This window comes from Bradyrhizobium sp. 137 (assembly GCF_023074095.1).
In the GTDB taxonomy this organism is placed as follows: Bacteria; Pseudomonadota; Alphaproteobacteria; order Rhizobiales; family Xanthobacteraceae; genus Bradyrhizobium.
Window position 1 is genome coordinate 167,897 of the sequence record NZ_JADPKU010000053.1, and the last position, 22,562, is coordinate 190,458.

Consider the following 22,562-nt stretch of genomic DNA (forward strand, 5'->3'; position numbering starts at 1 on the left):
CGGGCTTAGAGCGCGGCCGCGGTTTGCGCCGGCGCCGCCGGCAAATCATCGCCGTTGGGATTGCCCGGCGCCGTCGCCCAGGCGAGCTCCACCAGCGTCACGATCCGGCGTCCGGCGCCGTCGAGCTGGCAGACGATCAGGCCTTGTTCCTCCATATAGCTGAGCAGGCGCTGCGCGCGGCGCAGTGAATGCGAGCCATAGGCGCGCGCGATCGCGGCATCGCCGGGACACGGCCAGCCTTCCTTCGCCGCCCTCGCGATCATCATGAACACGCCCTGCATGTCGTCGGGCAGGATCGAGGCGCGCAGCGACACGTCCTGCCAGGCGTCGTCCTCAGCCAAATCGGTGCCGAGCCCGGCGCGCGCGTGCGTCAGCATGCGGCGGAATTCGTTGAGATCAGGCACCGCCGCGCCGAGCCCCTCGATGCGGCAGCGGACCACGAATTCCTGATAGAGCACGCCGATGGCGCGGAAGCCGGCATCGGGCCCGGCGAGCACGGCACGAAGGGTACGATCCACGCGCTCGCGCCGTTCAGCGAGCTCTTCAGCGCTGACCGGCAGCTCGATCGGCTCCGTGCGCGATTCCGGCGTAGCTGCCGCTTTCGCGGCGCGGAGCTGCTCGAGCAGATCCGGCGCCGGCCGGCGCTGCGGCCGGCTGGCGTCGGGCGGCGGCGCGGCCAGGATCACGGCGCGCGCGTCTTCCAGCATCGCTTCCGGCAGCGGCATCAGCCGCGGCGTGGAATTGCGCGGGCAGGTAGCGGTCGGGCCGATGTTCAAACGCAGGGGACGGCGCGATAGCGCAGGTCCCAGCGCCATGAACTGGCCACGCTCGAGATCGCGAAAAGCTTCGGCCTGCCGCCGCTCCATGCCGAGCAGGTCGGCGGCGCGCGCCATGTCGATGTCGAGGAAGGTCCGGCCCATCAGGAAGTTGGAGGCTTCCGCCGCGACGTTCTTGGCAAGCTTCGCCAGCCGCTGGGTCGCGATGATGCCGGCGAGCCCGCGCTTGCGGCCGCGGCACATCAGATTGGTCATCGCGCCGAGCGACAGTTTGCGCGCTTCGTCCGAGACCTCGCCCGCAACCGCCGGCGCAAACAGCTGTGCCTCGTCGACAACCACCAGCATCGGGTACCAATGGTCACGATTGACGTCGAACAGCCCGCCGAGGAACGCCGCGGCGCGCCGCATCTGGTTCTCGGCATCGAGCCCCTCGAGATTGAGCACGGTGGAGACACGATGCAACCGCGCGCGCTCGCCGGCGACCTGAAGGCCGCGCTCGGTGTGATCTTCGGCCTCGATCACCAGATGGCCGAAGCGATCGGCCAGCGTGACGAAGTCGCCCTCGGGATCGATAATGGCCTGCTGCACCCAGGGCGCGCTCTGTTCCAAGAGCCGCCGCAACAGATGTGATTTGCCGGAGCCCGAATTGCCTTGAACCAGGAGGCGGGTCGCCAGCAGCTCCTCGAGGTCCATGGCCGCCGCGGCGCCTGCCGTGGTCTGCCCCATCTCGATCGCAACCGTCATGTCCCCGACTCAAGTCCCCTCATTCGCGGACAGGGGCTTATCAACCCCGCCGGGGCGCGTCGAGCGCAACCGCGCGAATCAGGCCGCGTTGCCCACGGCGGAGTTCAGGCGTGATGCGACAACCGTAAAAGTGCGGGCCGATAGGGCGGATGCGGATCGTCGTCCTCGTTCTCGGGAATGGCGCAGGAGCCGAATTCCTGCCTGATCCGGTCGATCTCGGCGATGCGCTCATGCAGCCGCTGCAAATGCTCGGGCGACGTCGCCCGCCAGAATCGGAAGGTGTCGGCGGTGAGCGGAAGGAACGCGGTGCCGAACAGCGTCGGATCCGGAACAATGGTGCGTCCGAGCAGCAGGAACCGCTCGGTGCCGGACACGACGAGGGTCGCATAGCCGCGGTTTCCGATCCGCCTGACGCCGTTCAGCGACCATTCGGCAAGCTTGCTGAAATACGGCTCCTCGCGCCAGCGGTCGGGACAATCGTCGTCCACCGTGACGTTGACGGCGTCCTGGCTGAAATGCACCACGATGCCCGACTTCGCCGGAAACCAGTCGTCGTCGAGATGGCCCTGCAGCCAGGCACAGACGAACGACCGGCACATTTGCGGGCGGCGATCGTAGATGGTGCATCCGGTGCCGGCCTGCCAATGTTTGCAGAGCTGGTTCACCGGCTTGTCGACGCCGGCGACTTCGAGGATATCGCAGCAGGCGTTGCACGATCCGCATTGCCGGGCAGGGCGCGCCGCCCTCGGTAGGCCGGTCGCGCGAAAGCCCTGGCCGTCGCGCACCAGCAGCTTCTGCTTCTCCAGTGCGGTCAACGCCCGCTCGATCTTGAGACGGGACAGTCCGGTTGCGTCGATCACGCCCTTCATCGTCGTCGCGCCTGCCTCGACCGCGCGGACGACGCTCAGCATCGCCTGATCCATTGTTGTTCTTGTTCTGGTTCTCTCAGCCGCGCTTGCGATTGCGCCGGACAACAGACCGGCAAACAGGTCAACACTTGACCTAAAAAGATATGTTGCTCATCTCTCTGTCGGCTGGGCAATAAGCCGAGCCTGTCCCGCGTGCATGCAACGTCTGCGCGAATGACGGGCCAGCACGTAAAGGAGAGCTCATTCGCGTCGAATCGGCTCGCTTTGCTCGCGAAGTGCCGGGATATGACGGGCGGCATGCTGTCGTCTCACGCAGTCGTGATGTCAGCGGCCTGCGCGTCGGCGCGATGTGAAGGCGACCGGATCGCGTGACAATCGAGATGCGACGACTGTCGTTGAGTTTGCGCCACACCGGAACAGTGCCGTACGCCGAACCTGTAGTGATGCTGGTTCAGATTCCACGGCGGGCGCGGCGTGGGTGACGTTTGGTGCAACGCTCGGCCGTGGCGCCCGTCGTCTTGGGCATCCCGACCTGGTCACGCGCACCGGCGCGATCACGCTGGTCGCGGTGACCGGCCTGATCTGGATTCGATTCGCTCGCAGCGCGTGAGGGCCGGTGTCGCTGGAAGCGGCGCTCCTACTGCGCGCCGGATCCGCCCTGCACGATCTTCTCGTTGAGCTTCTGGTCCACGGTGTCGACCGTGCGGTCGATCTCGGCATTGGGCACACCGAGCTGATGCGAGATCAGCTTCACCAGCAAGTCGACGCGCTCGATGAACGGCGCGCCGCTCGCGACCGCGCGGGCGGCCGACGATGGCTTGAGCAGGCTTTCGGCGGCCTTGGCATATTTCGCGAACGGCACCTGGTCCTGCGGGTCGGCGCCGAGGCGGCGGGCGATGGCATCGACATGATCGTAGATCGTCTGCGCCCGCGCGAGATCGCCATGCACTGCGTCGCGGATCGACTGCGGCTCATTCGGCGTGATGCAGCGGTAATTGCCAGTCAGCAGCATCGACCATTTCGCCAGCGGCACGAACAACGAGTCGAACACCTTCAGCTTCACCGGCACGTCGTGGCCCTCGAGGGTCACCGCGTCGATGTCGCCTTCGAGCTCGCGCAGCAGCTTGTTGTGCTTCTCGTCTGCGAATACCGATGCCTTGAAATTCGTGGGCAGGCCGACATGGAGCACGTTCGCCGCCTCTTCCGGCGGACGGAACGCCTGCGGGTCGGGCGAGCACAGCGTCACCAGCCCCGGCTCGAAGCGCTCCCACACCTGCGCATTGGTGTAGGCCTCCTCGAGATCCATGTCTGCGAGCGCCGGAATCCGCTTCAGATAGGGCAGCGGCGGCATGTTCATGATCGACAGGCACGGCAGCTTCGCCGCGGCGATCTTGACCATGAGAACGCGCACCGTGTGGTTGGTGTATTGCGGCTCCTGCATCGCGAGGCCGACCAGGTCGTAGCGGGAGAGGTCGACATTGGCCGGCGTCACCGCGTCGAGCTTGCCGGGCAAGTCACGCGAGAAGATCGCCCGGTGCACCGCCTCGTCGCGCAACTTGATGCGCACCTCGGTACCGTCCCGATTGATCAGCTCCGCGGTCTTGGCGCGACACACCAGGGTCACGTTATGCCCAGCCATCAAGAGCTTCGTGCCCAGCAGGGAGCCGTAAGAAGCTCCGAGAATCAGGATGTTACGCGCCATATTTCGTCCCTTGGCAATCGTGCAGTTTTGTCCCCTCCGCCGTCCGGAGGGCGAATTGCGGGCATGTAAAGCGAAGTGCGTGGGGATGGCAACTGGGATAATGCATACAAGAAGGCACCGATAGACCGGATGGCGCGAAAGCGAATCCGGAGGCGCTCGCCCGGGCGGGCACCTTCTATCGCCCCATATCCCGGCTCGACCGAGAGGGTCGATCATGTGTCGCGATGAGCGCAAGAAGTACGGCGTCCCGTGCTGACGTTAGATGCTAAAGGGCGGCCCGTTCGGCCGCCATTTAGATTTCGGCGCGCCGATCTCACTTCACCATCGCGCCGTAAACGATGTCCTGGACCTGTTCGCGATAATATTTCCTGAGTTCGCCCGGCGCCGCCGTTCCCACGACGACGACGAGACGCTCCTTGGGATCGCAGAAGAACTGCGTCCCGAAGGCGCCATTCCAGGTGAACTCGCCGGGATTGCCGGGGACCGACGACAGGCCTTCGCTGGTGCGGACCGCAACCGAAAGGCCAAAGCCGAAGCCGCCGCGATGCGGCTCGATGTTCGCCACGTTGTTCTTGATCTCGGGACCGAGATGGTTGGCCGTCATGTGATGCATGGTCTTGGGGGAGAGAATGCGCTGGCCGTCGAGCTCGCCACCATTGAGCAGCATCTGCCCGAAACGGGCATAGTCACCGATCGTTGCGAACGCGCAGGCACCGCCACAGTCGAATTTAGTCGGCGTGTCCAATAGCTTGATCGCCTGGGGCTTGCCGGTCAGCGGATCATTGGCGAACGGGCGGGCGAGGCGAGCGCGCTGTGCGTCCGTCGGGTGGAAGGTCGCGTCCTTCATTGCGAGCGGCTGCCAGACGTTGGCAGCGAGATAGTCGCCGAGCTTCTGCTCGCTCACCTTCTCGACCACAGCACCAAGCACATCGATCGAAAAACCGTATTCGAACTCAGTCGAGGGCTGATGCGCCAGCGGCAGTTTTGTGATGCGATCGATGAAGGCCTGGGTGTCGCCTTCGATCGCAGGCGCTATGCCATCGGGATATTGCCGCGCCACCGGACTGGAGCTGTCGGGGCGGCCGCCATACATCAGCCCGGACGTATGCCGGTAGAGATCATGGATGAAGATCGGCGAGGCCTGCGGCTCGAGCTTGAGCGATCCGTCTGCCTGATGCACGCCGACCTTCATGTCGGCAAAGGCCGGATAGTAGTCGGACAGCTTGGCCTGAAGCGGCAACTGGCCTTTTTCCATCAGCGTCAGGCCCGCGACCGCTGCCATCGGCTTGGTCATCGAGGCCAGCGCGAAGATCGCGTCGACAGGCATCGGCGTGCTCTTGTCTGGATCAAGCATGCCATAAGCTTTGTAGTGCACGAGCTTGCCGTCCCGCGCCACCGCGACGACCGCGCCGGGTACGCGCTTGGCGGCGATCTCGCGCGCGAAGAAACTGTCGAGGCGTGCAAGGCCCTGTTTGGAGAAGCCGACATCGTCGGGATTGGCTTCGGGTAGCGGCGCGGCATTGGCCGTACCGAACGCGATGGCGGTAGCCGCCGCCGCGATCATGGTGATCGTCTTGTTCATTGCGTCCTCCCAAAGGCGCGAGCTCGTTATGCAGTGGCTCGCGAATGCCGAGATCACACGTCTGCGACTGAGCGGAGTCAAGCGCGGGCAGAACATGTCTGGGACGCGCCGGAGATGCCGGAACCTATCGTCCTTCGCCGGCGCGCCACAGCGCATCGAGGCCGTGCCGATAGGTCGGGTAACCAAGCGTGACGCCGAGCTCGCGCTTAAGTTTCGCGTTGGAGACCCGGGCGCTGCTGGCATAGAAGCTGCGGGCCATCGCCGACATCTCGGCTGTCGCGAACGCTTCTTCGGGCGGCGGTGCAACGCCCATCAGCTGCGCGGCGTAGGCGATCACGTCCTGCGGCGGCGCGGGCTCGTCGTCGCACACGTTCCAGGTGCCGCCGTTCGGGTGACGGACAGCGGCCATGATCGCGCTCGCGATGTCGTCGACGTGGATGCGGTTGAAGACCTGTCCCGGCTTGATGATGCGCCGGGCCTTCCCCGCACGCAAGGTCACGAGCGCATTGCGGCCGGGGCCATAGATGCCCGCAAGCCTGAGGATCGCGGCAGCGCCGCCTGTTGCATCCGTCCAGGCTTGCTCCGCCGCGAGCCGCATCCGCGTGCGTTCGAACATCGCCTGTGGCGGCGTGCTCTCGTCGAGCCATCCGCCGCCGTGATCGCCATACACGCCGATGGTCGAGAGATAGACGACCTTGCGGCGACCTGCCGCCACTACGTCCGCAAGGCCGGTGACTGCGGGATCGCCGGAGCTGCCGGGCGGGATCGATATGAGAAGGACGTCGGCGTCGCTGATGCGTTCGACCGTGGTGCGATCCAGATCACTCCCGGAAAAGGCTTGCACCTCGATGCCGGTGAGATCATCCCGCTGGCCGGGATCGCGCACGGTACCGGCGACGTGCGAGAAGGCGCCGCCGAACCTGCGGACGAAGTGCCTGGCGCTATAGCCGATACCAAGGATGAAGAGCCGCATGCCTCTGCCGTGCTGGTCGGGGTTCCCGTCGCGCTACCTGCGCGCCTCTCCGCTCATAAGAGATTTTTGGGGCCGGCAAAAGATATTGCAATTTGTCTCACCTGCGGCCGCGGGCGATGGTCACCCGGGCATTAGGAGAGATCATCGATCATGCAGGCAGAAGCATCCGCCACGCCGGTAGCATGCAATGCTGCCGACCTGATCCGGCGCGCCGCCGCGCTCATCTTCGATGTCGACGGCACGCTTGCCGAAACGGAGGAGCTGCATCGGCAGGCATTCAATCATGCCTTCTCGCGCCACGGGCTTGGCTGGGAATGGGATCGCGCCGTCTACAAGGACCTGTTGCGGGTGACCGGGGGCAAGGAACGCATGCGCGCCTACCACGCAAGGCTGCGGATCGCCCAACCATTGACGGGCGAGGACATCGCCGAGCTTCATCGCATCAAGACCGCCCATTATGCCGAGCTGGTCGAGACCGGCTGCTGTCCGTTGCGGCCAGGCGTGGCGGAGCTGCTCGCCGCGGCAAGGGCGCGCGGCCAGCGGCTCGCGATCGCGACCACCACTTCTCACGGCAATATCGACGCACTGCTCTCGCAGGCGCTGGGGCCGGGCTGGGCCAGGGTTTTCGACGCGATCGTTGCCGGCGACGACGTGCGGCACAAGAAGCCTGCACCGGACGTCTATCTCGAGGTCCTGGCACGGCTGAGGCTGACGGCGCACGATTGTGTGGCGATCGAAGACTCCGCTAACGGCATGATCGCGGCCTCACGAGCCGGCATACCGGTTCTGATCACGCGCAGCATGTTCTTCCGGGACGATGATTTCAGTGCTGCGCGGGTCGTGCTGGACGATCTGTCGAGGCTTGGATGAGGTGCTAAACAAAAAACTCGCAAAACAACCCCATGCACAGTAGATCACGCCGGTGTGATCGCCATCTTCAGTGGACGCGGTGGCTCGGGCTATCCTCTTCGGCCTGCTCGACAATCTGCGCGATCGGGCTCGATTGGTGATGCACCAGGCGCCAGCCGTCGCCGACGCGGCGGAAATGGTTCGCTGCCGCCAAAGCGGTGCCGTCGACGATCTCGATGCAGAGCACGCGCGCGCTGTCGCCGTCGACGATGGCCTGCGGTTCGGCGCACACGATCTGCGGCCGCTCCGGGTTCTGCAGGATGTCGCGCCAGCTTCCGATCACGGTGGCCCGCCCGATAATGGCCGGCCAGCCGGGATGGATGCAGGAAATGGCGTCATCATCCGCCCACATTCGCTCCATTTCGTTGAAATTGCCGGTCGAAAAGGCGGCGTAGAAGGCCGCGTTCGCGGCGATGACCTTGCTGTCCTTTGCCATGCCTCCCGGGTGCGGCAATGGCAAGCAAAAATCAAGCGCGACTTCCGTCGGCTTTGACCGCGATGCAGCATTCAAGATGCTGCGCTTTGTGGTCACGCCGAAACGTGCGCCGCCACCGCTCGCCGTGCGCCATCCTGATAGAGACGGCCGAGCGCCGCAGTCACGGCCTCGCGCAGGCGCGGCTCTGCGCCAAGAGGTCCGAACACCTTTGCGACCCCGAGCATTGCGGGCGCGAGCCGCTCGGCGATGGGACCTGCCTCGCGCGCCAGTGCGGCGAATTCGCCGGCGAGCGGATCGCGCACGTCAATCGCGCGGCCCTGCTCGTCGAGCCCGGTGACGTAGCGCATCCAGCCGGCCACCGCGAGCGCATGGGTTGCGATCGGCAAATCCTTGCGCAGGCGATCCTGCATCGCGCCGAGCAGGCGCTGTGGGAGCTTTTGCGAGCCGTCCATCGCGATCTGCCAGGTGCGGTGGTGAAGTGCAGGATTTGCGAAGCGCTTGAGCAGCGAGGCGCGATAGGCGGCGAGGTCCGTGCCTGAAGGCATTGTCAGCGTCACCGCGGCCTCTTCCATCACCTGCGCGGCGAGACGGGCGAAATGCGGGTCCTGCATGGTGTCGGCGATGGTCTCGTAGCCTGAGAGATAGCCGAGATAGGCCAGCGCCGAATGGCTGGCGTTGAGCAGCCGCAGCTTCATCAGCTCGAACGGCTTGACGTCGCTGACGAGCTCGACCCCTGCGGCGGCGAGATCGGGCTGGCCCGCGGGGAAGCGGTCCTCGACCACCCATTGCGTGAACGGCTCGGTCATCACGGGCCATGCGTCGTGAAGGCCCAGCGCGGATGAAACCGAGTCCCGGTCGGCGTCCGTGGTTTCCGGCACGATGCGGTCGACCATCGTGCAGGGGAAAGCGACTGCATCCGCGATCCACTTGCCGAGCTCATTCGACCGCAGCGCGGCGAACTGCGTCACGATCCGCTGCACGGTGTGGCCGTTGGCGGCGAGGTTGTCGCAGCACAGCACGGTGAACGGTGGAAGACCCTGCGCCCGCCGGCGCGCCAGCGCGGCCGCAATGAAGCCCGGAGCCGAGCGCGGTGCGTCGACATTGTTGAGATCGTGCACGATGTCGGGATGCCGCTCGTCGAGATCGCCGGTTTGCGGCGTGTGGCAATAGCCCTTCTCGGTGACGGTCAGGGACACGATGCGAATGGCGGGATCGACCATCCGCCCGACCAGCCGTGCCGGATCCTCGCGAGCGACGACGCTGTCGAGCAGCGCGCCGATGACGCGGTGCTCGGTGCCTTCGGCCGATCGTATGGCAACGGTGTACAGGTGGTCCTGTGGGGCGAGGGCGTCGCGCGTGTCCGGGCTGCGCAGGCTCGCGCCGACGATCCCCCAGGACGCGCTGCCGGCGGCAAGGCAGTCGTCGATGACGACGGCCTGGTGTGCACGGTGAAACGCTCCCAAGCCCAGATGCACGACGCCCGGCGTGACGCGCGAACGGTCATAGGCCGGGCGGCGGATGCCGGGAGACAGCCGCTCGAGATTGGTGCGGCCAAGGCGCGTTGAACGAAGGCGCATGGACGTCTCCCCTTTGCTTTGCCGCTGCTTGACATGGCGCCTGTCTTCGGTCAATGCTCCGGTCAATTGGTAAGACCAATTTTCCAAAATTGGCCGGGCGCGGGTGCACGAGGTGCCTCGCGACCCGTTCGGGAGGACCAGCGTGCCGCTGGAAGCTGTGGAGGCGAGACGGCTCTATCGCCAGGTCGCCGATCAATTGCGAAGCCTGATCGACAGCGGCGAGTACGCCGTCGGTAGCCGCTTGCCGACCGAGCGCGAGCTCGCCGAGCAGCTCAAGGTATCGCGGCCGACGGTGCGCGAAGCTTTGATCGCGCTCGAGGTCGAAGGCCGCCTCCGCATCCGGGTCGGGTCCGGCATCTACGTGATCGAGCCCGCCGCCGTTGCGGCACCAGCACCCGCATCCGTCATCGAGGGCCCGTTTGAGCTGCTGCGCGCCCGCGAATTCCTGGAAAGCGCCGTCGCCGAAGAGGCCGCGCGCGTGGCGACCAAGGACGACATCGCCCGCATCGATGCGTCCCTTGTCGCGATGGAGAATGTCGAGCATCCCGGCGAAGCCTCGATGGTCCATGATCGCGCGTTTCACATCGCGATCGCCGGGAGCCTCGGCAATGCCGTTCTGGTGCGCGTGGTCGGCGAGCTGTTCGACCAGCGCCTCAATCCCTATTTCGCTCAGCTTGCGCATTATTTCGAGAGTCCGGGCACGTGGCGCACGGCGCTCGACGAACATCGCGCGGTGCGCGATGCAATCGCGGCGCATGATCCGCAGGCCGCGCGCGATGCCATGCGCAATCATCTGGCGCGCTCCCAGGAACGCTTCGCGCAGAATTTTGGTGCCGAGAACGCGGTGGGATCCTCGTCCGGACCCAGCCGCACGGAGCGAGCCGGGGCAAAACCGTCAAAACCGAAACATGCGCCGAAGAAGCGGGCTGCGAGCAGCAGCGCACGGCGGCGATGAGATTGGGCGGCTCGCTTCCGCTTTGGGGCGGGCGAACAAGAAGCAGACTTGAACGATGGAGGAAAAGTCGATGTTGAAGAAGATGATGATTGCCGCGGCGCTCTCCGCCGCCGCGCTGCTGGCTGCGACCAATGCAGGCATGGCGCAGACCAAGCTCAAATGGGCCCATGTCTACGAGACCTCGGAGCCGTTCCACACCGCATCGGTCTGGGCCGCGCAGGAGATCGGCAAGCGCACCAATGGCCGCTATCAGATCGAGGTCTATCCGGCCTCCCAGCTCGGCAAGGAAGCCGACATCAACCAGGGGCTCGCGCTCGGTTCGGTCGACATCATCATCTCCGGCTCCAGCTTCGCGGCCAAGAGCTTCCCGCCGATCGGCGTGACCTACTATCCCTATACTTTCCGCAACGCCGACCATCTTCTCGCCTATACCAAGAGCGACATCTTCAAGGAGCTCGCCAAGGGCTACGAGGACAAGAGCGGCCACCACATCGTCGCGGTGACCTATTACGGCGTGCGCCAGACCTCGTCGAACAAGCCGATCAGGACCTGCGCCGACATGAAAGGCCTGAAGATGCGCGTGCCCGACGTGCCGGCCTATCTCGCAATGCCGCGCGCCTGCGGCGCCAACACCGCGCCGATCGCGTTCGCAGAAGTCTATCTCGCGCTCCAGAACGGCACCGTCGAGGCGCAGGAGAATCCGCTGACCACGATCGAGGCCAAGAAGTTCTACGAGGTGCAGAAGCACATCGTGCTGACCGGCCACATCGTCGACCACCTCAACACCGTGATTGCGGGCGCGCTGTGGAAGAAGCTCAGCGACGACGACAAGAAGATCTTCACCGATGTCGCGCAGGAAGCGGCCGCCAGGGCCACCGAGGAGATCAAGCAGAACGAGGCCAAGCTGGTCGCCTTCTTCAAGGAGAAAGGCTTGAGCGTGACCGAAGTCGACAAGAACGAGTTCCGCGACACCGTGCTGAAGAACGTTGCGTTCGAGACTTTTGGTTACCGCAAGGCCGACTGGGAAAAGATCCAGCAAGTCAAATAGCAGTGGCTGTCATTCCGGAGCTCGCGAAGCGAGAACCCGGAATCTCGAGGTTCCGGGTTCGACGCTGACGCGTCGCCCCGGAACGACGTTGAGGTCCATTGAGGAGCAACCCATGTCGACCGCCGAAATCCACCGGCAGATCACCGCGGACGAGATCGCCCATACCTTCGAGGAAGAGGCGACGCCGAAGGTCGATCTCGGCATCTACGCGCTCGAGGACTGGCTGGCGCTCGCGATCTTCTGGGTGATGGCGCTTGCCGTCTTCCTCCAGTTCTTCACCCGTTACGTGCTCAACGACAGCTACGCCTGGACCGAAGAGATCGCGACCTACTGCCTGATCGGCGTGGTCTTCATCGGCTCCTCGATGTGCGTGCGGCTGTCGCGCCACATCCAGGTCGATCTCGTCTACCGCTATCTGCCGCAACCCGTGGCGCGCGCGCTGTCGACGGTGATCGACCTGATTCGGATCGTCTTCTTCGGCTACGCCATCAAGCTGGTCTGGGTCTATATCCAGATCATCGGCGACGAGCAGATGACCACGATCAATCTTCCCAAGGACTACGTATATTATGCCGTGCTGCTCGGCTTCGTGCTGATGTTCGCACGCTCGGTGCAGGTGGCAATGCAGAACTGGCGGCAAGGCTACTCGGTCCTCGAACGTCCCGGTGCCTACGACGGATCGGAAGGATAGGACCATGCTGCTGTTGCTCGGAGGCTTTCTCATCCTGATGCTGCTCGGCGTTCCCGTGGCGATTGCCATGGCCGCGTCGTCGCTGCTCTACATCCTGGTCAGCGGCGTGACGCCCGACGTCACGCTGGCGCAGCGCATGATCGCCGGCGTCGAGAGCTTTCCGCTGCTCGCCGTGCCGTTCTTCATTCTGGCCGGCAACCTCATGAACATCGCCGGCGTTACGGGGCGCATCTACAAATTCGCCGTTGCGCTCGTTGGCTGGATGCGCGGCGGCCTCGGCCACGTCAACATCATCGGCTCGGTGATCTTCTCCGGGATGTCAGGCACCGCGATAGCCGATGCCGCCGGTCTCGGCACCATCGAGATCAAGGCGATGAAGGACCACGGCTACTCCACCGAGTTTTCGGTCGGCGTCACCGCGGCCTCGGCGACGCTCGGACCCATCATCCCGCCGTCGCTGCCCTTCGTGATCTACGGCATGATGGCGAACGTCTCGATCGGCGCGCTGTTCCTCGGCGGCGTCATTCCCGGCGTCGTCCTGACCCTGTTCATGATGGCCACCGTCACCTACTTCGCGCACAAGAACAAATGGGGCAGCGATACGCCGTTCTCCTGGCCGCAGCTCGGCTCGGCCGGGCTTGAGATCGTCATCGTGCTGTCGTTCCCGCTTGCGATCTGGCTGATGACGCTCGCCGGCATGTCGACCAACATGGCGGTAGTGATCGGTCTCGGCACGCTGCTGGTGATCGACTGGTATTTCGACTTCTCCGCGGTGATGGCGCTGATGGCGCCGGTGATCCTGATCGGCGGCATGACCCTCGGCTGGTTCACGCCCACGGAAGCCGCCGTCGCCGCGGTGATCTGGTCGCTGTTCCTCGGCCTCGTGCGCTATCGCACGATGACGTTCCAGACCGTCGCCAAGGCGACCTTCGACACTATCGAGACCACGGCCTCGGTGCTGTTCATCGTCACGGCAGCCTCGATCTTCGCCTGGCTGCTGACGGTGTCGCAGGCGGCGCAGATGTTGTCGGACTGGATGCTCAGCATCACCCACAACAAATGGGTGTTCCTGGCGCTCGCCAACGTCCTGATCCTGTTCGTCGGTTGCTTCATCGACACCACGGCGGCGATCACCATTTTGGTGCCGATCCTGCTGCCGATCGTGCTCAAGCTCGGCATCGATCCCATCCATTTCGGCTTGATCATGACGCTGAACCTGATGATCGGACTGCTGCACCCGCCGCTCGGCATGGTGCTGTTCGTGCTCGCCCGCGTGGCAAAACTCTCGGTCGAGCGTACGACGGTGGCGATCCTGCCGTGGCTGGTGCCGCTGATGCTCGCGCTGATCGCGATCACCTACATTCCCGAACTGACCCTCTGGCTGCCAAAATACATGGGACTTTCCAAATGACTTCCACTGCTCTTGCCGCAACCCTATTCGGGCCCGAAGACCTGCGCATGATCGAGCATCCGCTCGACAAGCTCAGCGACGGCATGGTGCGCGTCCGGTTCGGCGCCGGCGGCATCTGCGGCTCGGACATGCACTATTTCCGCCACGCACGCACCGGCGATTTCGTCGTGAAGTCGCCGCTGGTGCTCGGTCACGAGATCTCCGGCGAGGTCGTGGAGATCGTCGGCGCCGCGGCGAACCTGAAGATCGGCGACCGCATCGCCGTCAACCCGTCGCGCTGGTGCGGCCATTGCGTCGCCTGCCGCGAGGGGCGGCCGAATCTCTGCGAGAACATCTACTTCATGGGCTCGGCCTCGAAGACGCCGCACATGCAGGGCGGCTTCGCCAATTATTTCGACGCGATTCCCGCGCAGTGCGTGAAGATACCGGACCACGTCTCCTATCAGGCCGCGGCGCTGGCCGAACCGCTCGCGGTCTGCCTGCACGCGGTCGCGCGCGCTGGCAACATCGAGGGCAAGCGCGGCATCATCTTCGGCGCCGGCCCGATCGGGCTGCTGACCATGCTGGCCGCGCGTCGCGCCGGTATGACTGATGTCACGGTGGCCGACATTGCGCCGGCGCCGCTGGCCTTCGCGACCCGGCTCGGCGCCTCGCATGTCGAGAACGTTTCGGGCGGCGAAGAGGGTCTGAAGGCGCACGCCGCATCGCGTCCCTATGATGTCGCCTTCGAGGTCTCGGGCACGGCCGCCGGCCTTTCCAGCGCGATCGGCATCGTCAGGCGCGGCGGTGTCGTGGTGCAGATCGGTAATCTGCCGGGCGGGCAGATCCTGACGCCGTCGAACGCAGTGATGGCGAAGGAGATCGACCTGCGCGGCTCGTTCCGCTTTGGCTTGGAGTTCATGACGGCGGTGGAACTGATCGCGGACGGCAGCGTCGACGTGCTGTCGCTGGTCACCGCGGAGCGGCCGCTGTCGACCGCGCCCGATGCGCTCAGGCTGGCGCTCGACCGCTCGCAGAGCGTCAAGGTCGTGCTGACCGCGAATTGATCGGAGGCAACGCATGATGCTGGAAGGATGGCGCTGGTACGGGCCGGACGATCCGGTCTCGCTCGACGACGTCAGGCAGGCCGGCGCGACGGACATTGTCTCGGCGCTGCATCAGGTGCCGATCGGCGAGGCCTGGACGCGCAAGGCGGTCGAGGAGCGCAAGAATTTCATTGAGAACGGGCAGCCCGGCCGCTCGCAACTGACCTGGTCGGTGGTGGAATCAATTCCGATCCCCGACGACGTCAAGCGACTCGGGGCTAAGGCGACGAAGTCGATCGAGGCGTGGATCGCAAGTCTCGAAGCGGTGGCCGCTTCGGGGATCAAGATCATCTGCTACAATTTCATGCCTGTCGTCGACTGGTGCCGCACCGATCTGGAATGGGAGCTGCCGAACGGCGCCCGCGCCATGCGCTTCGACCAGGACCGCTTTGCCGCCTTCGAGCTGCATATCCTCAAGCGTCCTGCTGCGCTTCAGGAGTATTCGCCGGAGCAGCAGGCCCGCGCGAAACAGCTGTTCGACAGGATGAGCCAGGCCGACATCGACTATCTCGTGATGGTCATTGCTAGCGCGCTGCCGGGCTCGACCACCGAGCCGATGACCATCCCGCAATTCCGCGATCGGCTCGAGACGTATCGCGACATCACGCCGAAGATCCTGCGGCGGCATCTTGCCGAATTCCTGGGCCGTGTCGCGCCGGTCGCCGAGCAACTCGGTGTATCGCTGACGCTGCATCCGGATGATCCGCCGCGCCCGCTGTTCGGCCTGCCGCGCGTTGCCTCGACGGCCGAGGACTACCAGGCGCTGTTCGACGCCGTGCCGTCCAAGGCCAACGGCATCTGCCTGTGCACTGGATCGCTCGGCGTGCGCGCCGAGAACGATCTGCCTGCGATGGCGGAGCGCTTTGGCCCTCGCATCGCCTTTGCCCATCTGCGCGCAACAAAGCGCGAGGCTGATGGTCTCTCCTTCTACGAGTCCGATCACCTCGACGGCGACGTCGACATGATCGCCGTGCTCAAGGCGCTGCTCAAGGAGAATGCGCGGCGCTCGCCGGACAAGAGGATTGTTTTCCGTCCCGACCATGGCCACCGCATGCTCGACGATCTCGCCGCCACTAAGCGCACCAATCCCGGCTACACCGCCATCGGCCGCCTGCGCGGCCTCGCCGAGCTCCGTGGCGCGATCAGGGCGATCCAGCATCGGTAGAGGCTCGCTTCTCATCCGTTAGCGAGGCGTTTATCCACACCGTCATTGCGAGCCAACGGGTCCGCGCGAAGCGCGGCCCGATGGCTCGCAATGACGTGGAGAGAGGGGCTTCACCCCAGCACCGCCTGCCTGGTGGCGTGCTGCCGTCGCCGGGACTTGATACAAATTCACCCGATCGCGAAGTCGGCTGCCGTCTCGGCGTGAATGGCCGTCGTGTCGAACGTCTCGACCGAGGTATCGTCAGGGCCGACCAGCATCGTGATCTCGGTGCAGCCGAGGATGATGCACTCCGCGCCGCGCTCGACGAGCGCCGCCATTGCCCCTTGATAGCAACGGCGCGAGGGTGCAGCGACAGTCCCGAGGCACAGCTCGTCGTAGATGATGCGGTTCACCTCGGCGCGCTCGTCCGCGGGAGGAATCATGGCATCGAGATCGTGCGCGCGCAATCGGTCGATGTAGAAGTCTTCCTCCATCGTGAACCTGGTGCCGAGCAGTCCGACCCGCCGGTATCCCTTCGCCCGGATCCGCTCCGCCGTCGCATCGCCGATGTGAATGAACGGCACGGTGACGCTCGCCATGATCTCGGGCGCCAGTTTGTGCATCGTGTTCGTGCACAGCACGATCGCCCGCGCGCCGGCGCTTTCAAGGCGCCGCGCGATCTCGGACAGGCTCGTCGCCGCCTCCCGCCAGCGGCCGGCATACTGCATCTCCTTGATCTCCTGAAAGTCGTAGGAATACAGCAGCAGCGGCGCCGAATGCAGCTTGCCCACGCGGTCGCGGACCCGCTCGTTGATGAGCCTGTAATAGAACGCAGTGCTCTCCCAGCTCATGCCCCCGATCAGGCCGATGGTTTGCATTCCGGTGCTCCAGGCGAGTCAATTTGACCGGATCGTAGTGGAAGACCTCTAAGCTCGCCATCACGACGATCGCGAAGCCCTTGATCATCTGCGGGTCCACTCCAGGGGTGGCCGTCGCACGGGGCTGAAGTGCAAACGGCAGGGACCGGCATGACGGCTGCGCAGGCGGCGAGAAGCCTTTCGATCTTGCGCGCTTTCGCGGCCTGTCCTACCCCAGTTCCCGAATAGAGTGCATCGCCGAAGCCTTGAGGGAGCCGTCATGACCATTCGCAACACCCGCACCGGGGGCCAGATCCTGATCGATCAGCTCGTCGCCCAGGGCGTCGAGCGCGTCACCTGCGTGCCGGGTGAGAGCTATCTGGCGGCCCTCGATGCGCTGCACGACAGCCCGATCGATGTCGTGATCTGCCGCGCCGAAGGCGGCGCTGCGATGATGGCGGAGGCCTACGGTAAGCTCACCGGCCGCCCCGGAATCTGCTTCGTCACGCGCGGGCCCGGCGCGACCAATGCCAGCCACGGCGTCCACATCGCGATGCAGGATTCGACGCCGATGATCCTGTTCGTCGGCCAGGTCGATACCGGCATGCGCGAGCGCGAGGCGTTCCAGGAGCTGGACTACAAGGCCGTGTTCGGCACCATAGCGAAATGGGCCGTCGAGATCGATCGCCCCGACCGCATTCCGGAGCTGGTCGCGCGCGCCTTCCGTGTCGCCATGCAGGGCCGCCCTGGTCCCGTCGTGATCGCGCTCCCGGAGAACATGCTGACCGAGACCGCGGCGGTTGCCGACGCCATGCGCATCGAGCCGGCGGTGAGCTGGCCGGCCCCTGCCGATATCGAGAAGCTCGGCGACATGCTCGCCGGCGCCAAGGCGCCGATGGTCATTCTCGGCGGCTCGCGCTGGACGGATGAGGCGACCAAGAGCGTCGCCCGCTTTGCCGAGCGCTTCGACCTGCCGGTGGCGACCTCGTTCCGCCGGGCTTCGCTGATCGATGCCGACCATTCGCATTACGCCGGCGATCTCGGCATCGGGCCGAGCCCGGGCCTGAAGGCGCGCATCGAGGGCGCCGACGTCATTCTGCTCATCGGCGGCCGCATGTCGGAGATGCCGTCCTCGTCCTACACGCTGCTCGGCATTCCGACCCCGCAGCAGAAGCTGATCCACGTGCATCCGGGCTCCGAAGAGCTCGGCCGCGTCTATCAGCCGGCGCTGGCGATCCAGGCGACACCCGCTGCGTTCGCGGCGGCCGTCGAGACGCTGAAGCCCGCCGGGACGTTGGCCTGGAAGGGCGAAGCGGCGAAGGCGCATGCCGATTATCTCGCCTGGACCGAGGAGGCGCGCGAGCTGCCGGGCACGTTCCAGTACGGCCAGATCATGACCTGGCTGCGCGACCGCCTGCCCAAGGACGCGATCATCTGCAACGGCGCCGGCAATTATGCCGGCTGGATTCATCGCCATCACCGCTTCCACAGCTTTGCCGCGCAGCTCGCGCCGACCTCGGGCTCGATGGGCTATGGTGTGCCGGCGGGCGTGCTGGCAAAACGGCAATATCCCGACCGCGTCGTCGTCGCCTTTGCCGGCGACGGCTGCTTCCTGATGAACGGCCAGGAGTTCGCCACCGCCGTGCAGTATGACGCACCGCTGATCGTCATCATCGTCGACAATTCGCAATACGGCACCATCCGCATGCACCAGGAGCGGGATTATCCCGGCCGCGTCGTCGGCACCCAGCTCAAGAACCCTGATTTCGCGATGTACGCGAAAGCGTTCGGCGGCCATGGCGAGCGCGTCGAGCGCACGGAGCAGTTCGCACCGGCGTTCGAGCGCGCGCTCGCCTCGGGCAAGCCGTCGATCCTCCACTGCATCATCGATCCGCGCGCGATCTCGGTCGGCAAGGACTTTGTGCCGGCGGCGAAGGCTTAGGCGATGGCGACCGGCCGCCACGTCGCCATCATCGGTGCCGGCGCGATCGGCGTGATCAGCGCCATCGAGGCGCTGCGCGAGGGCCATCGCGTCACGCTGATCGATCCGGGCCAGCCCGGTGGCGAGCAGGCGGCAAGCTATGGCAATGCCGGCTGGCTGTCCTCGCATTCGGTGATCCCGCCGGCCGAGCCGGGCGTCTGGAAGAAGGTACCGGGTTATCTGATGGATCCGCTCGGCCCGCTCGCGATCCGCTGGTCTTATCTGCCGAAAGCGCTGCCCTGGCTGATCAAGTATCTGCTCTCGGGCTGGACCGAGACGCGGGTCGAGAAGACCGCCTTTGCGCTGCGCGACCTGCTGAAGGACGCACCGCTGCTGCACAAAAAGCTCGCGGAGGAGGCGGGCGTGCCTGAACTGATCGAGCGCAACGGCGTGATGCACGTGTTCCCGTCGCGCGGCAACTTCGATAGCGATCTCGGCTGGCGCCTGCGCAAGCGCGTCGGTGTCGAATGGCTCGAGCTTAACGCGGACGAGATGCGCCAGCGCGAGCCGGACCTGCATCCGCGCTATACCTTTGGCGTGGTGGTGGAGGAGGCCGGCCGCTGCCGCAATCCCGGCGCCTATGTCGCAGCGCTCGCCAATCACGCGCTCGCCAGCGGTGCGAAGCACGTGCGCGCCAAGGCGACAGGGCTAAAACTCTCCGGCGACAAGCTCGTCGCCGTCGTCACCGAGACCGGCGAGATCGCGTGCGATGCCGCAGTGGTGGCGGCGGGCGCCCGCTCGAAGCAACTTACTGCGTCCCTCGGCGATCCGCTGCCGCTCGAGACCGAACGCGGCTATCACGTCATGATCGAGAACCCGGAATCGGGGCCGCGCAGCTCGATGATGGCGTCCGATGCCAAGATGGTGGTGAACTGGACCGACAGGGGCCTGCGCGCTGCCGGCACGGTCGAGATCGCCGGCCTCGAAGCCGCGCCAAACTGGAAGCGAGCCGAAATCCTGCGCAACCACCTCATCAGCATGTTCCCCAAGCTGCCGAAGGACATGCCAGCCTCGCGCATCAAGACCTGGCTCGGTCATCGTCCGAGCATGCCGGATGGACGGCCCTGCATCGGCCATGCGCGGGCCTCACGCGATATCGTCTATGCCTTCGGCCATGGCCACATCGGCCTGGTCGGCTCGGCGCGTACCGGCCGTCTGGTCGCGCAGCTCCTCAGCGGCAAGCAGCCTGAGATTCCGCTGGCGCCGTTCGCACCCGATCGTTTCCTCTGAGATCGCACCATGACTCCTCCAGCCAATTCGTCCTCCCGCATTGCCCGTGGCGGCAAGGCCATCTATGGCGCGCCGCTCGGTATTTTGATGCTGGAAGCGCGCTTTCCGCGCATCCCCGGCGACATGGGCAACGGCACGACCTGGCCGTTCCCCGTGCTTTATCGCGTGGTGAGTGGCGCTTCGCCGGAGAAGGTGGTGCTGAAGGGCGCAGCCGGCCTGCTGCCCGATTTCATCGATGCCGCGAAAGACCTGGTGCGGCTCGGGGCCGAAGCCATCACCACCAATTGCGGCTTCCTCTCGTTGTTCCAGAAGGAAATCGCGGCCGCCGTCGGCGTGCCGGTTGCGACCTCGTCGCTGATGCAGGTGCCGTGGGTGCAGGCGACCTTGCCGCCCGGCAAGCGCGTCGGCCTCGTCACGGTGTCGGGCTCGACGCTCTCGCCCGCCCATCTCGAAGGTGCCGGCGTGCCGCTCGATACGCCGCTGGTCGGCACCGAAAACGGCAAGGAGTTTTTTCGCGTCCTGATCAAGGCCGAGAAGGACGACATGGACGTGGCGCAAGCCGAGCGCGACGTGGTCGAAGCTGGCAAGCAGCTCATCGCGGAGAATCCGGACGTCGGCGCCATCGTGCTCGAATGCACCAACATGCCGCCTTACGCCGCAGCGCTCCAGGCCGAGGTCGGGTTGCCGGTCTATGACATCTATTCCATGATCACCTGGTTTCATGCCGGACTGCGCCCGCGCATCTTTGCGTGAACGCGTCCGTGAGATCGTCACAAGTCCTGGAGTGAACCCATGAAGCTATCCGGCAAGGTCGCCGCCATCACCGGCGCGGCGCGCGGCATCGGCAAGGCTTGCGCGAAGAGATTCCTGGACGACGGCGTCAAGGTCGTCATCTCGGATGTCGATGCCGAGGCCTTGGCCGCCACGGCGGCCGAGCTCGGACGGCCGGATGCCTTGCGCACCGTGGCCGCCAATGTCGCCGCGCGCGCGGACGTGAATCATCTTGTCGCAATTGCTGCCAAGGAATTCGGCCGGCTCGACATCATGGTCAACAATGCCGGCGTGGCCCGCAATCAGGACATTCTCGATATCTCCGAGCAGGATTTCGACGACGTCATCGCCATCAATCTGAAAGGCGCGTTCTTCGGCGTGCAGGCGGCGGCGAAGCAGATGATCGCGCAGGGCGGCGGCGGGGTCATCATCAACATGTCCTCGGTGAACGCGCTGCTGGCGATTCCGACGCTCGCGACCTACGCCATCTCCAAGGGCGGCATGAAGCAGCTGACCTCGGTCGCCGCCGTCGCGCTCGCCCCGCACAACATCCGCGTCGTCGCGGTCGGGCCCGGCACGATCCTGACCGACATGGTGGCTTCGGCGATTTATACGTCCGAGGATGCGCGCAAGACCGTGCTATCGCGCACGCCGGCCGGGCGCGGCGGCGAGCCGAGCGAGGTCGCCTCGGTCGTGGCGTTCCTGGCCAGTGACGATGCCTCCTACATCACCGGGCAGACGATCTATCCGGATGGCGGCCGGCTGATCCTGAATTACACGGTGCCGGTGAAGGAGAAGTAGGGCTGGAAAGGTCGTCCCACACGCGCTGTATCGCTGGGCTTGCCGTCTTCGCTGACGCTTCGCCGGCCCAATACTGAGGTGCCCGGCGAAGCCCTTGGCGGAGACGGGGCCGGGCGATCCAGTACTCCGTGACTCCTGCGATTGAACCGAGAGGCCGCAGCGTACTGGATGCCTCTTCGGTTCGCGGGGCATGACAGCAGTTGTCAGGCGGCGGTTTGCCTCTTACTCCGCCGCAACCGTCATCCCGTAACCCAGCCGCTTCGAGATGGCGCCGGCGCAGTCGCGCAGCGCATGCGCGATCGGGCTGTCCCAGCGCGCGTCGAACGTGCCTTCCGGGCCCATCGCGGTGATGACGAGCGCGACATGGCCGGAATGATCGAAGACCGGTGCTGCGAACGCATTGACGCCGGGCAGAGGATCGCCGAGCGCGCGGGCGAGGCCATGCTTGCGGACCTCCGTGAGCATCTCGGCGATCTTCGCGCCTTTCACCGCGCGCTTGGGATTGTAGCCGACGCCGTGGCGATCGAGGCCGCTCTCCAGCGCGGCACTGATCGTCTTCTCCGGCAGGAATGCCGCGAAGGCCCGGCCGGTCGCGGTCTCCAGCAACGCCATCACCGAGCCGGCCCGCATCACGATGTGGACGGGCTGGGCCGGCTCTTCCAGTTGCACCACGGTGGGACCGTGCGTGCCCCAGACCGCGAGCGAGACCGCGTGGCCGATCTGGCTTGCGAGGCTAGCGATCCTGGGACGTGCGATGCGCACACCGGAGAGGCGGCGCAGGCTGATCAGGCCGAGCTCCAGCGCCAGCGCGCCGATCTCGTAGCGGCCGGTGGTCTCGTCCTGCTCGATCAATCCGATGCGTGAGAAGCTGGCGAGATAGGGATGCGCCTTGGCCGGCGTCATGCCGGCTTCGCGGGCGAGATCGCGCAGCATCATCGGCTCGCCGCTCCTTGCGAGCGCGCGGAGCAGTTCTCCGCCGACCTCGATCGACTGGATGCCGCGGCTTGCTCTCTTCATGCG

Annotated in this window: 21 protein-coding genes; 12 read left to right on the forward strand and 9 right to left on the reverse strand. The window is 65.5% G+C overall.

Features of this window, described 5'->3' with window-relative positions:
- Positions 1-5 precede the first annotated feature (5 nt).
- The gene (locus tag IVA78_RS14765; protein WP_247278294.1) at positions 6-1,520 is read right to left on the reverse strand and encodes an ATP-binding protein; all 1,515 of its coding nucleotides are present in this window, start codon (positions 1,518-1,520) and stop codon (positions 6-8) included.
- A 104-nt stretch (positions 1,521-1,624) separates the two neighbouring features.
- The gene (locus IVA78_RS14770; RefSeq protein ID WP_247278295.1) at positions 1,625-2,443 is read right to left on the reverse strand and encodes a YkgJ family cysteine cluster protein; all 819 of its coding nucleotides are present in this window, start codon (positions 2,441-2,443) and stop codon (positions 1,625-1,627) included.
- A 424-nt stretch (positions 2,444-2,867) separates the two neighbouring features.
- On the opposite strand from IVA78_RS14770, the gene IVA78_RS34395 reads away from it, so the two are divergent.
- Positions 2,868-2,999: a hypothetical protein gene (locus IVA78_RS34395; protein ID WP_256464591.1), complete on the forward strand. Its 132-nt coding sequence runs from the start codon at positions 2,868-2,870 to the stop codon at positions 2,997-2,999.
- Positions 3,000-3,026: 27 nt separating this feature from the next.
- Here IVA78_RS34395 and IVA78_RS14775 read toward each other — a convergent pair whose 3' ends face one another.
- The 3 genes from IVA78_RS14775 to IVA78_RS14785 all read right to left on the reverse strand — a co-directional run bounded on the left by IVA78_RS14775 (position 3,027) and on the right by IVA78_RS14785 (position 6,646).
- Positions 3,027-4,091 (reverse strand): 2-dehydropantoate 2-reductase, encoded by a 1,065-nt coding sequence (locus tag IVA78_RS14775; RefSeq protein WP_247278296.1) that lies wholly within the window; start codon positions 4,089-4,091, stop codon positions 3,027-3,029.
- 313 nt (positions 4,092-4,404) lie between these two features.
- Entirely contained in the window at positions 4,405-5,673 is a 1,269-nt protein-coding gene (locus tag IVA78_RS14780) for a serine hydrolase domain-containing protein (RefSeq protein ID WP_247278297.1), read from the reverse strand.
- 124 nt (positions 5,674-5,797) lie between these two features.
- Positions 5,798-6,646, reverse strand: coding sequence for an SDR family oxidoreductase (locus IVA78_RS14785; RefSeq protein WP_247278298.1), 849 nt, complete (start codon positions 6,644-6,646; stop codon positions 5,798-5,800).
- A gap of 150 nt (positions 6,647-6,796) precedes the next feature.
- Between IVA78_RS14785 and IVA78_RS14790 the strand changes: the two genes are divergently transcribed.
- The gene (locus tag IVA78_RS14790) at positions 6,797-7,516 is read left to right on the forward strand and encodes an HAD family hydrolase (protein ID WP_247278299.1); all 720 of its coding nucleotides are present in this window, start codon (positions 6,797-6,799) and stop codon (positions 7,514-7,516) included.
- 67 nt (positions 7,517-7,583) lie between these two features.
- Here IVA78_RS14790 and IVA78_RS14795 read toward each other — a convergent pair whose 3' ends face one another.
- Positions 7,584-7,991 carry a nuclear transport factor 2 family protein gene (locus IVA78_RS14795; protein ID WP_247278300.1) on the reverse strand — a complete coding sequence of 136 codons (408 nt, stop codon included), beginning with the start codon at positions 7,989-7,991 and terminating at the stop codon, positions 7,584-7,586.
- Positions 7,992-8,083: 92 nt separating this feature from the next.
- Entirely contained in the window at positions 8,084-9,568 is a 1,485-nt protein-coding gene (locus IVA78_RS14800) for a mannitol dehydrogenase family protein (protein ID WP_247278301.1), read from the reverse strand.
- 142 nt (positions 9,569-9,710) lie between these two features.
- Between IVA78_RS14800 and IVA78_RS14805 the strand changes: the two genes are divergently transcribed.
- From IVA78_RS14805 to uxuA, 6 genes are all read left to right on the forward strand, one after another.
- Complete coding sequence (locus tag IVA78_RS14805; RefSeq protein ID WP_247449792.1) at positions 9,711-10,523, forward strand: FadR/GntR family transcriptional regulator; 813 nt, start codon at positions 9,711-9,713, stop codon at positions 10,521-10,523.
- A 70-nt stretch (positions 10,524-10,593) separates the two neighbouring features.
- Complete coding sequence (locus IVA78_RS14810) at positions 10,594-11,571, forward strand: sialic acid TRAP transporter substrate-binding protein SiaP (protein WP_247466117.1); 978 nt, start codon at positions 10,594-10,596, stop codon at positions 11,569-11,571.
- Between the two features lie 112 nt (positions 11,572-11,683).
- Positions 11,684-12,262 (forward strand): TRAP transporter small permease, encoded by a 579-nt coding sequence (locus tag IVA78_RS14815; RefSeq protein WP_247278304.1) that lies wholly within the window; start codon positions 11,684-11,686, stop codon positions 12,260-12,262.
- A 4-nt stretch (positions 12,263-12,266) separates the two neighbouring features.
- Entirely contained in the window at positions 12,267-13,673 is a 1,407-nt protein-coding gene (locus IVA78_RS14820; protein ID WP_247278305.1) for a TRAP transporter large permease, read from the forward strand.
- Positions 13,670-14,719, forward strand: coding sequence for an L-idonate 5-dehydrogenase (locus IVA78_RS14825; protein WP_247466119.1), 1,050 nt, complete (start codon positions 13,670-13,672; stop codon positions 14,717-14,719). The genes IVA78_RS14820 and IVA78_RS14825 overlap by 4 nt, the downstream gene beginning before the upstream one ends.
- Before the next feature lie 13 nt (positions 14,720-14,732).
- Positions 14,733-15,923 (forward strand): mannonate dehydratase, encoded by a 1,191-nt coding sequence (gene uxuA / locus IVA78_RS14830; RefSeq protein ID WP_247466121.1) that lies wholly within the window; start codon positions 14,733-14,735, stop codon positions 15,921-15,923.
- Between the two features lie 167 nt (positions 15,924-16,090).
- Here uxuA and IVA78_RS14835 read toward each other — a convergent pair whose 3' ends face one another.
- A complete protein-coding gene (locus tag IVA78_RS14835; protein WP_247278308.1) occupies positions 16,091-16,780 on the reverse strand; it encodes an aspartate/glutamate racemase family protein in 690 nt (229 codons plus the stop codon).
- Positions 16,781-17,039: 259 nt separating this feature from the next.
- Between IVA78_RS14835 and IVA78_RS14840 the strand changes: the two genes are divergently transcribed.
- The 4 genes from IVA78_RS14840 to IVA78_RS14855 are packed head-to-tail and all read left to right on the forward strand — an operon-like array spanning position 17,040 to position 21,542.
- Complete coding sequence (locus IVA78_RS14840; protein ID WP_247278309.1) at positions 17,040-18,701, forward strand: thiamine pyrophosphate-binding protein; 1,662 nt, start codon at positions 17,040-17,042, stop codon at positions 18,699-18,701.
- Positions 18,702-18,704: 3 nt separating this feature from the next.
- A complete protein-coding gene (locus IVA78_RS14845; protein ID WP_247278310.1) occupies positions 18,705-19,970 on the forward strand; it encodes an FAD-dependent oxidoreductase in 1,266 nt (421 codons plus the stop codon).
- 9 nt (positions 19,971-19,979) lie between these two features.
- Positions 19,980-20,723, forward strand: coding sequence for an aspartate/glutamate racemase family protein (locus IVA78_RS14850; RefSeq protein ID WP_247278311.1), 744 nt, complete (start codon positions 19,980-19,982; stop codon positions 20,721-20,723).
- Positions 20,724-20,762: 39 nt separating this feature from the next.
- Positions 20,763-21,542, forward strand: a complete 780-nt coding sequence (locus IVA78_RS14855) for an SDR family oxidoreductase (RefSeq protein WP_247278312.1) — start codon at positions 20,763-20,765, stop codon at positions 21,540-21,542.
- 222 nt (positions 21,543-21,764) lie between these two features.
- Here IVA78_RS14855 and IVA78_RS14860 read toward each other — a convergent pair whose 3' ends face one another.
- Positions 21,765-22,559, reverse strand: coding sequence for an IclR family transcriptional regulator (locus IVA78_RS14860; protein WP_247278313.1), 795 nt, complete (start codon positions 22,557-22,559; stop codon positions 21,765-21,767).
- Between the last annotated feature and the right edge of the window lie 3 nt (positions 22,560-22,562).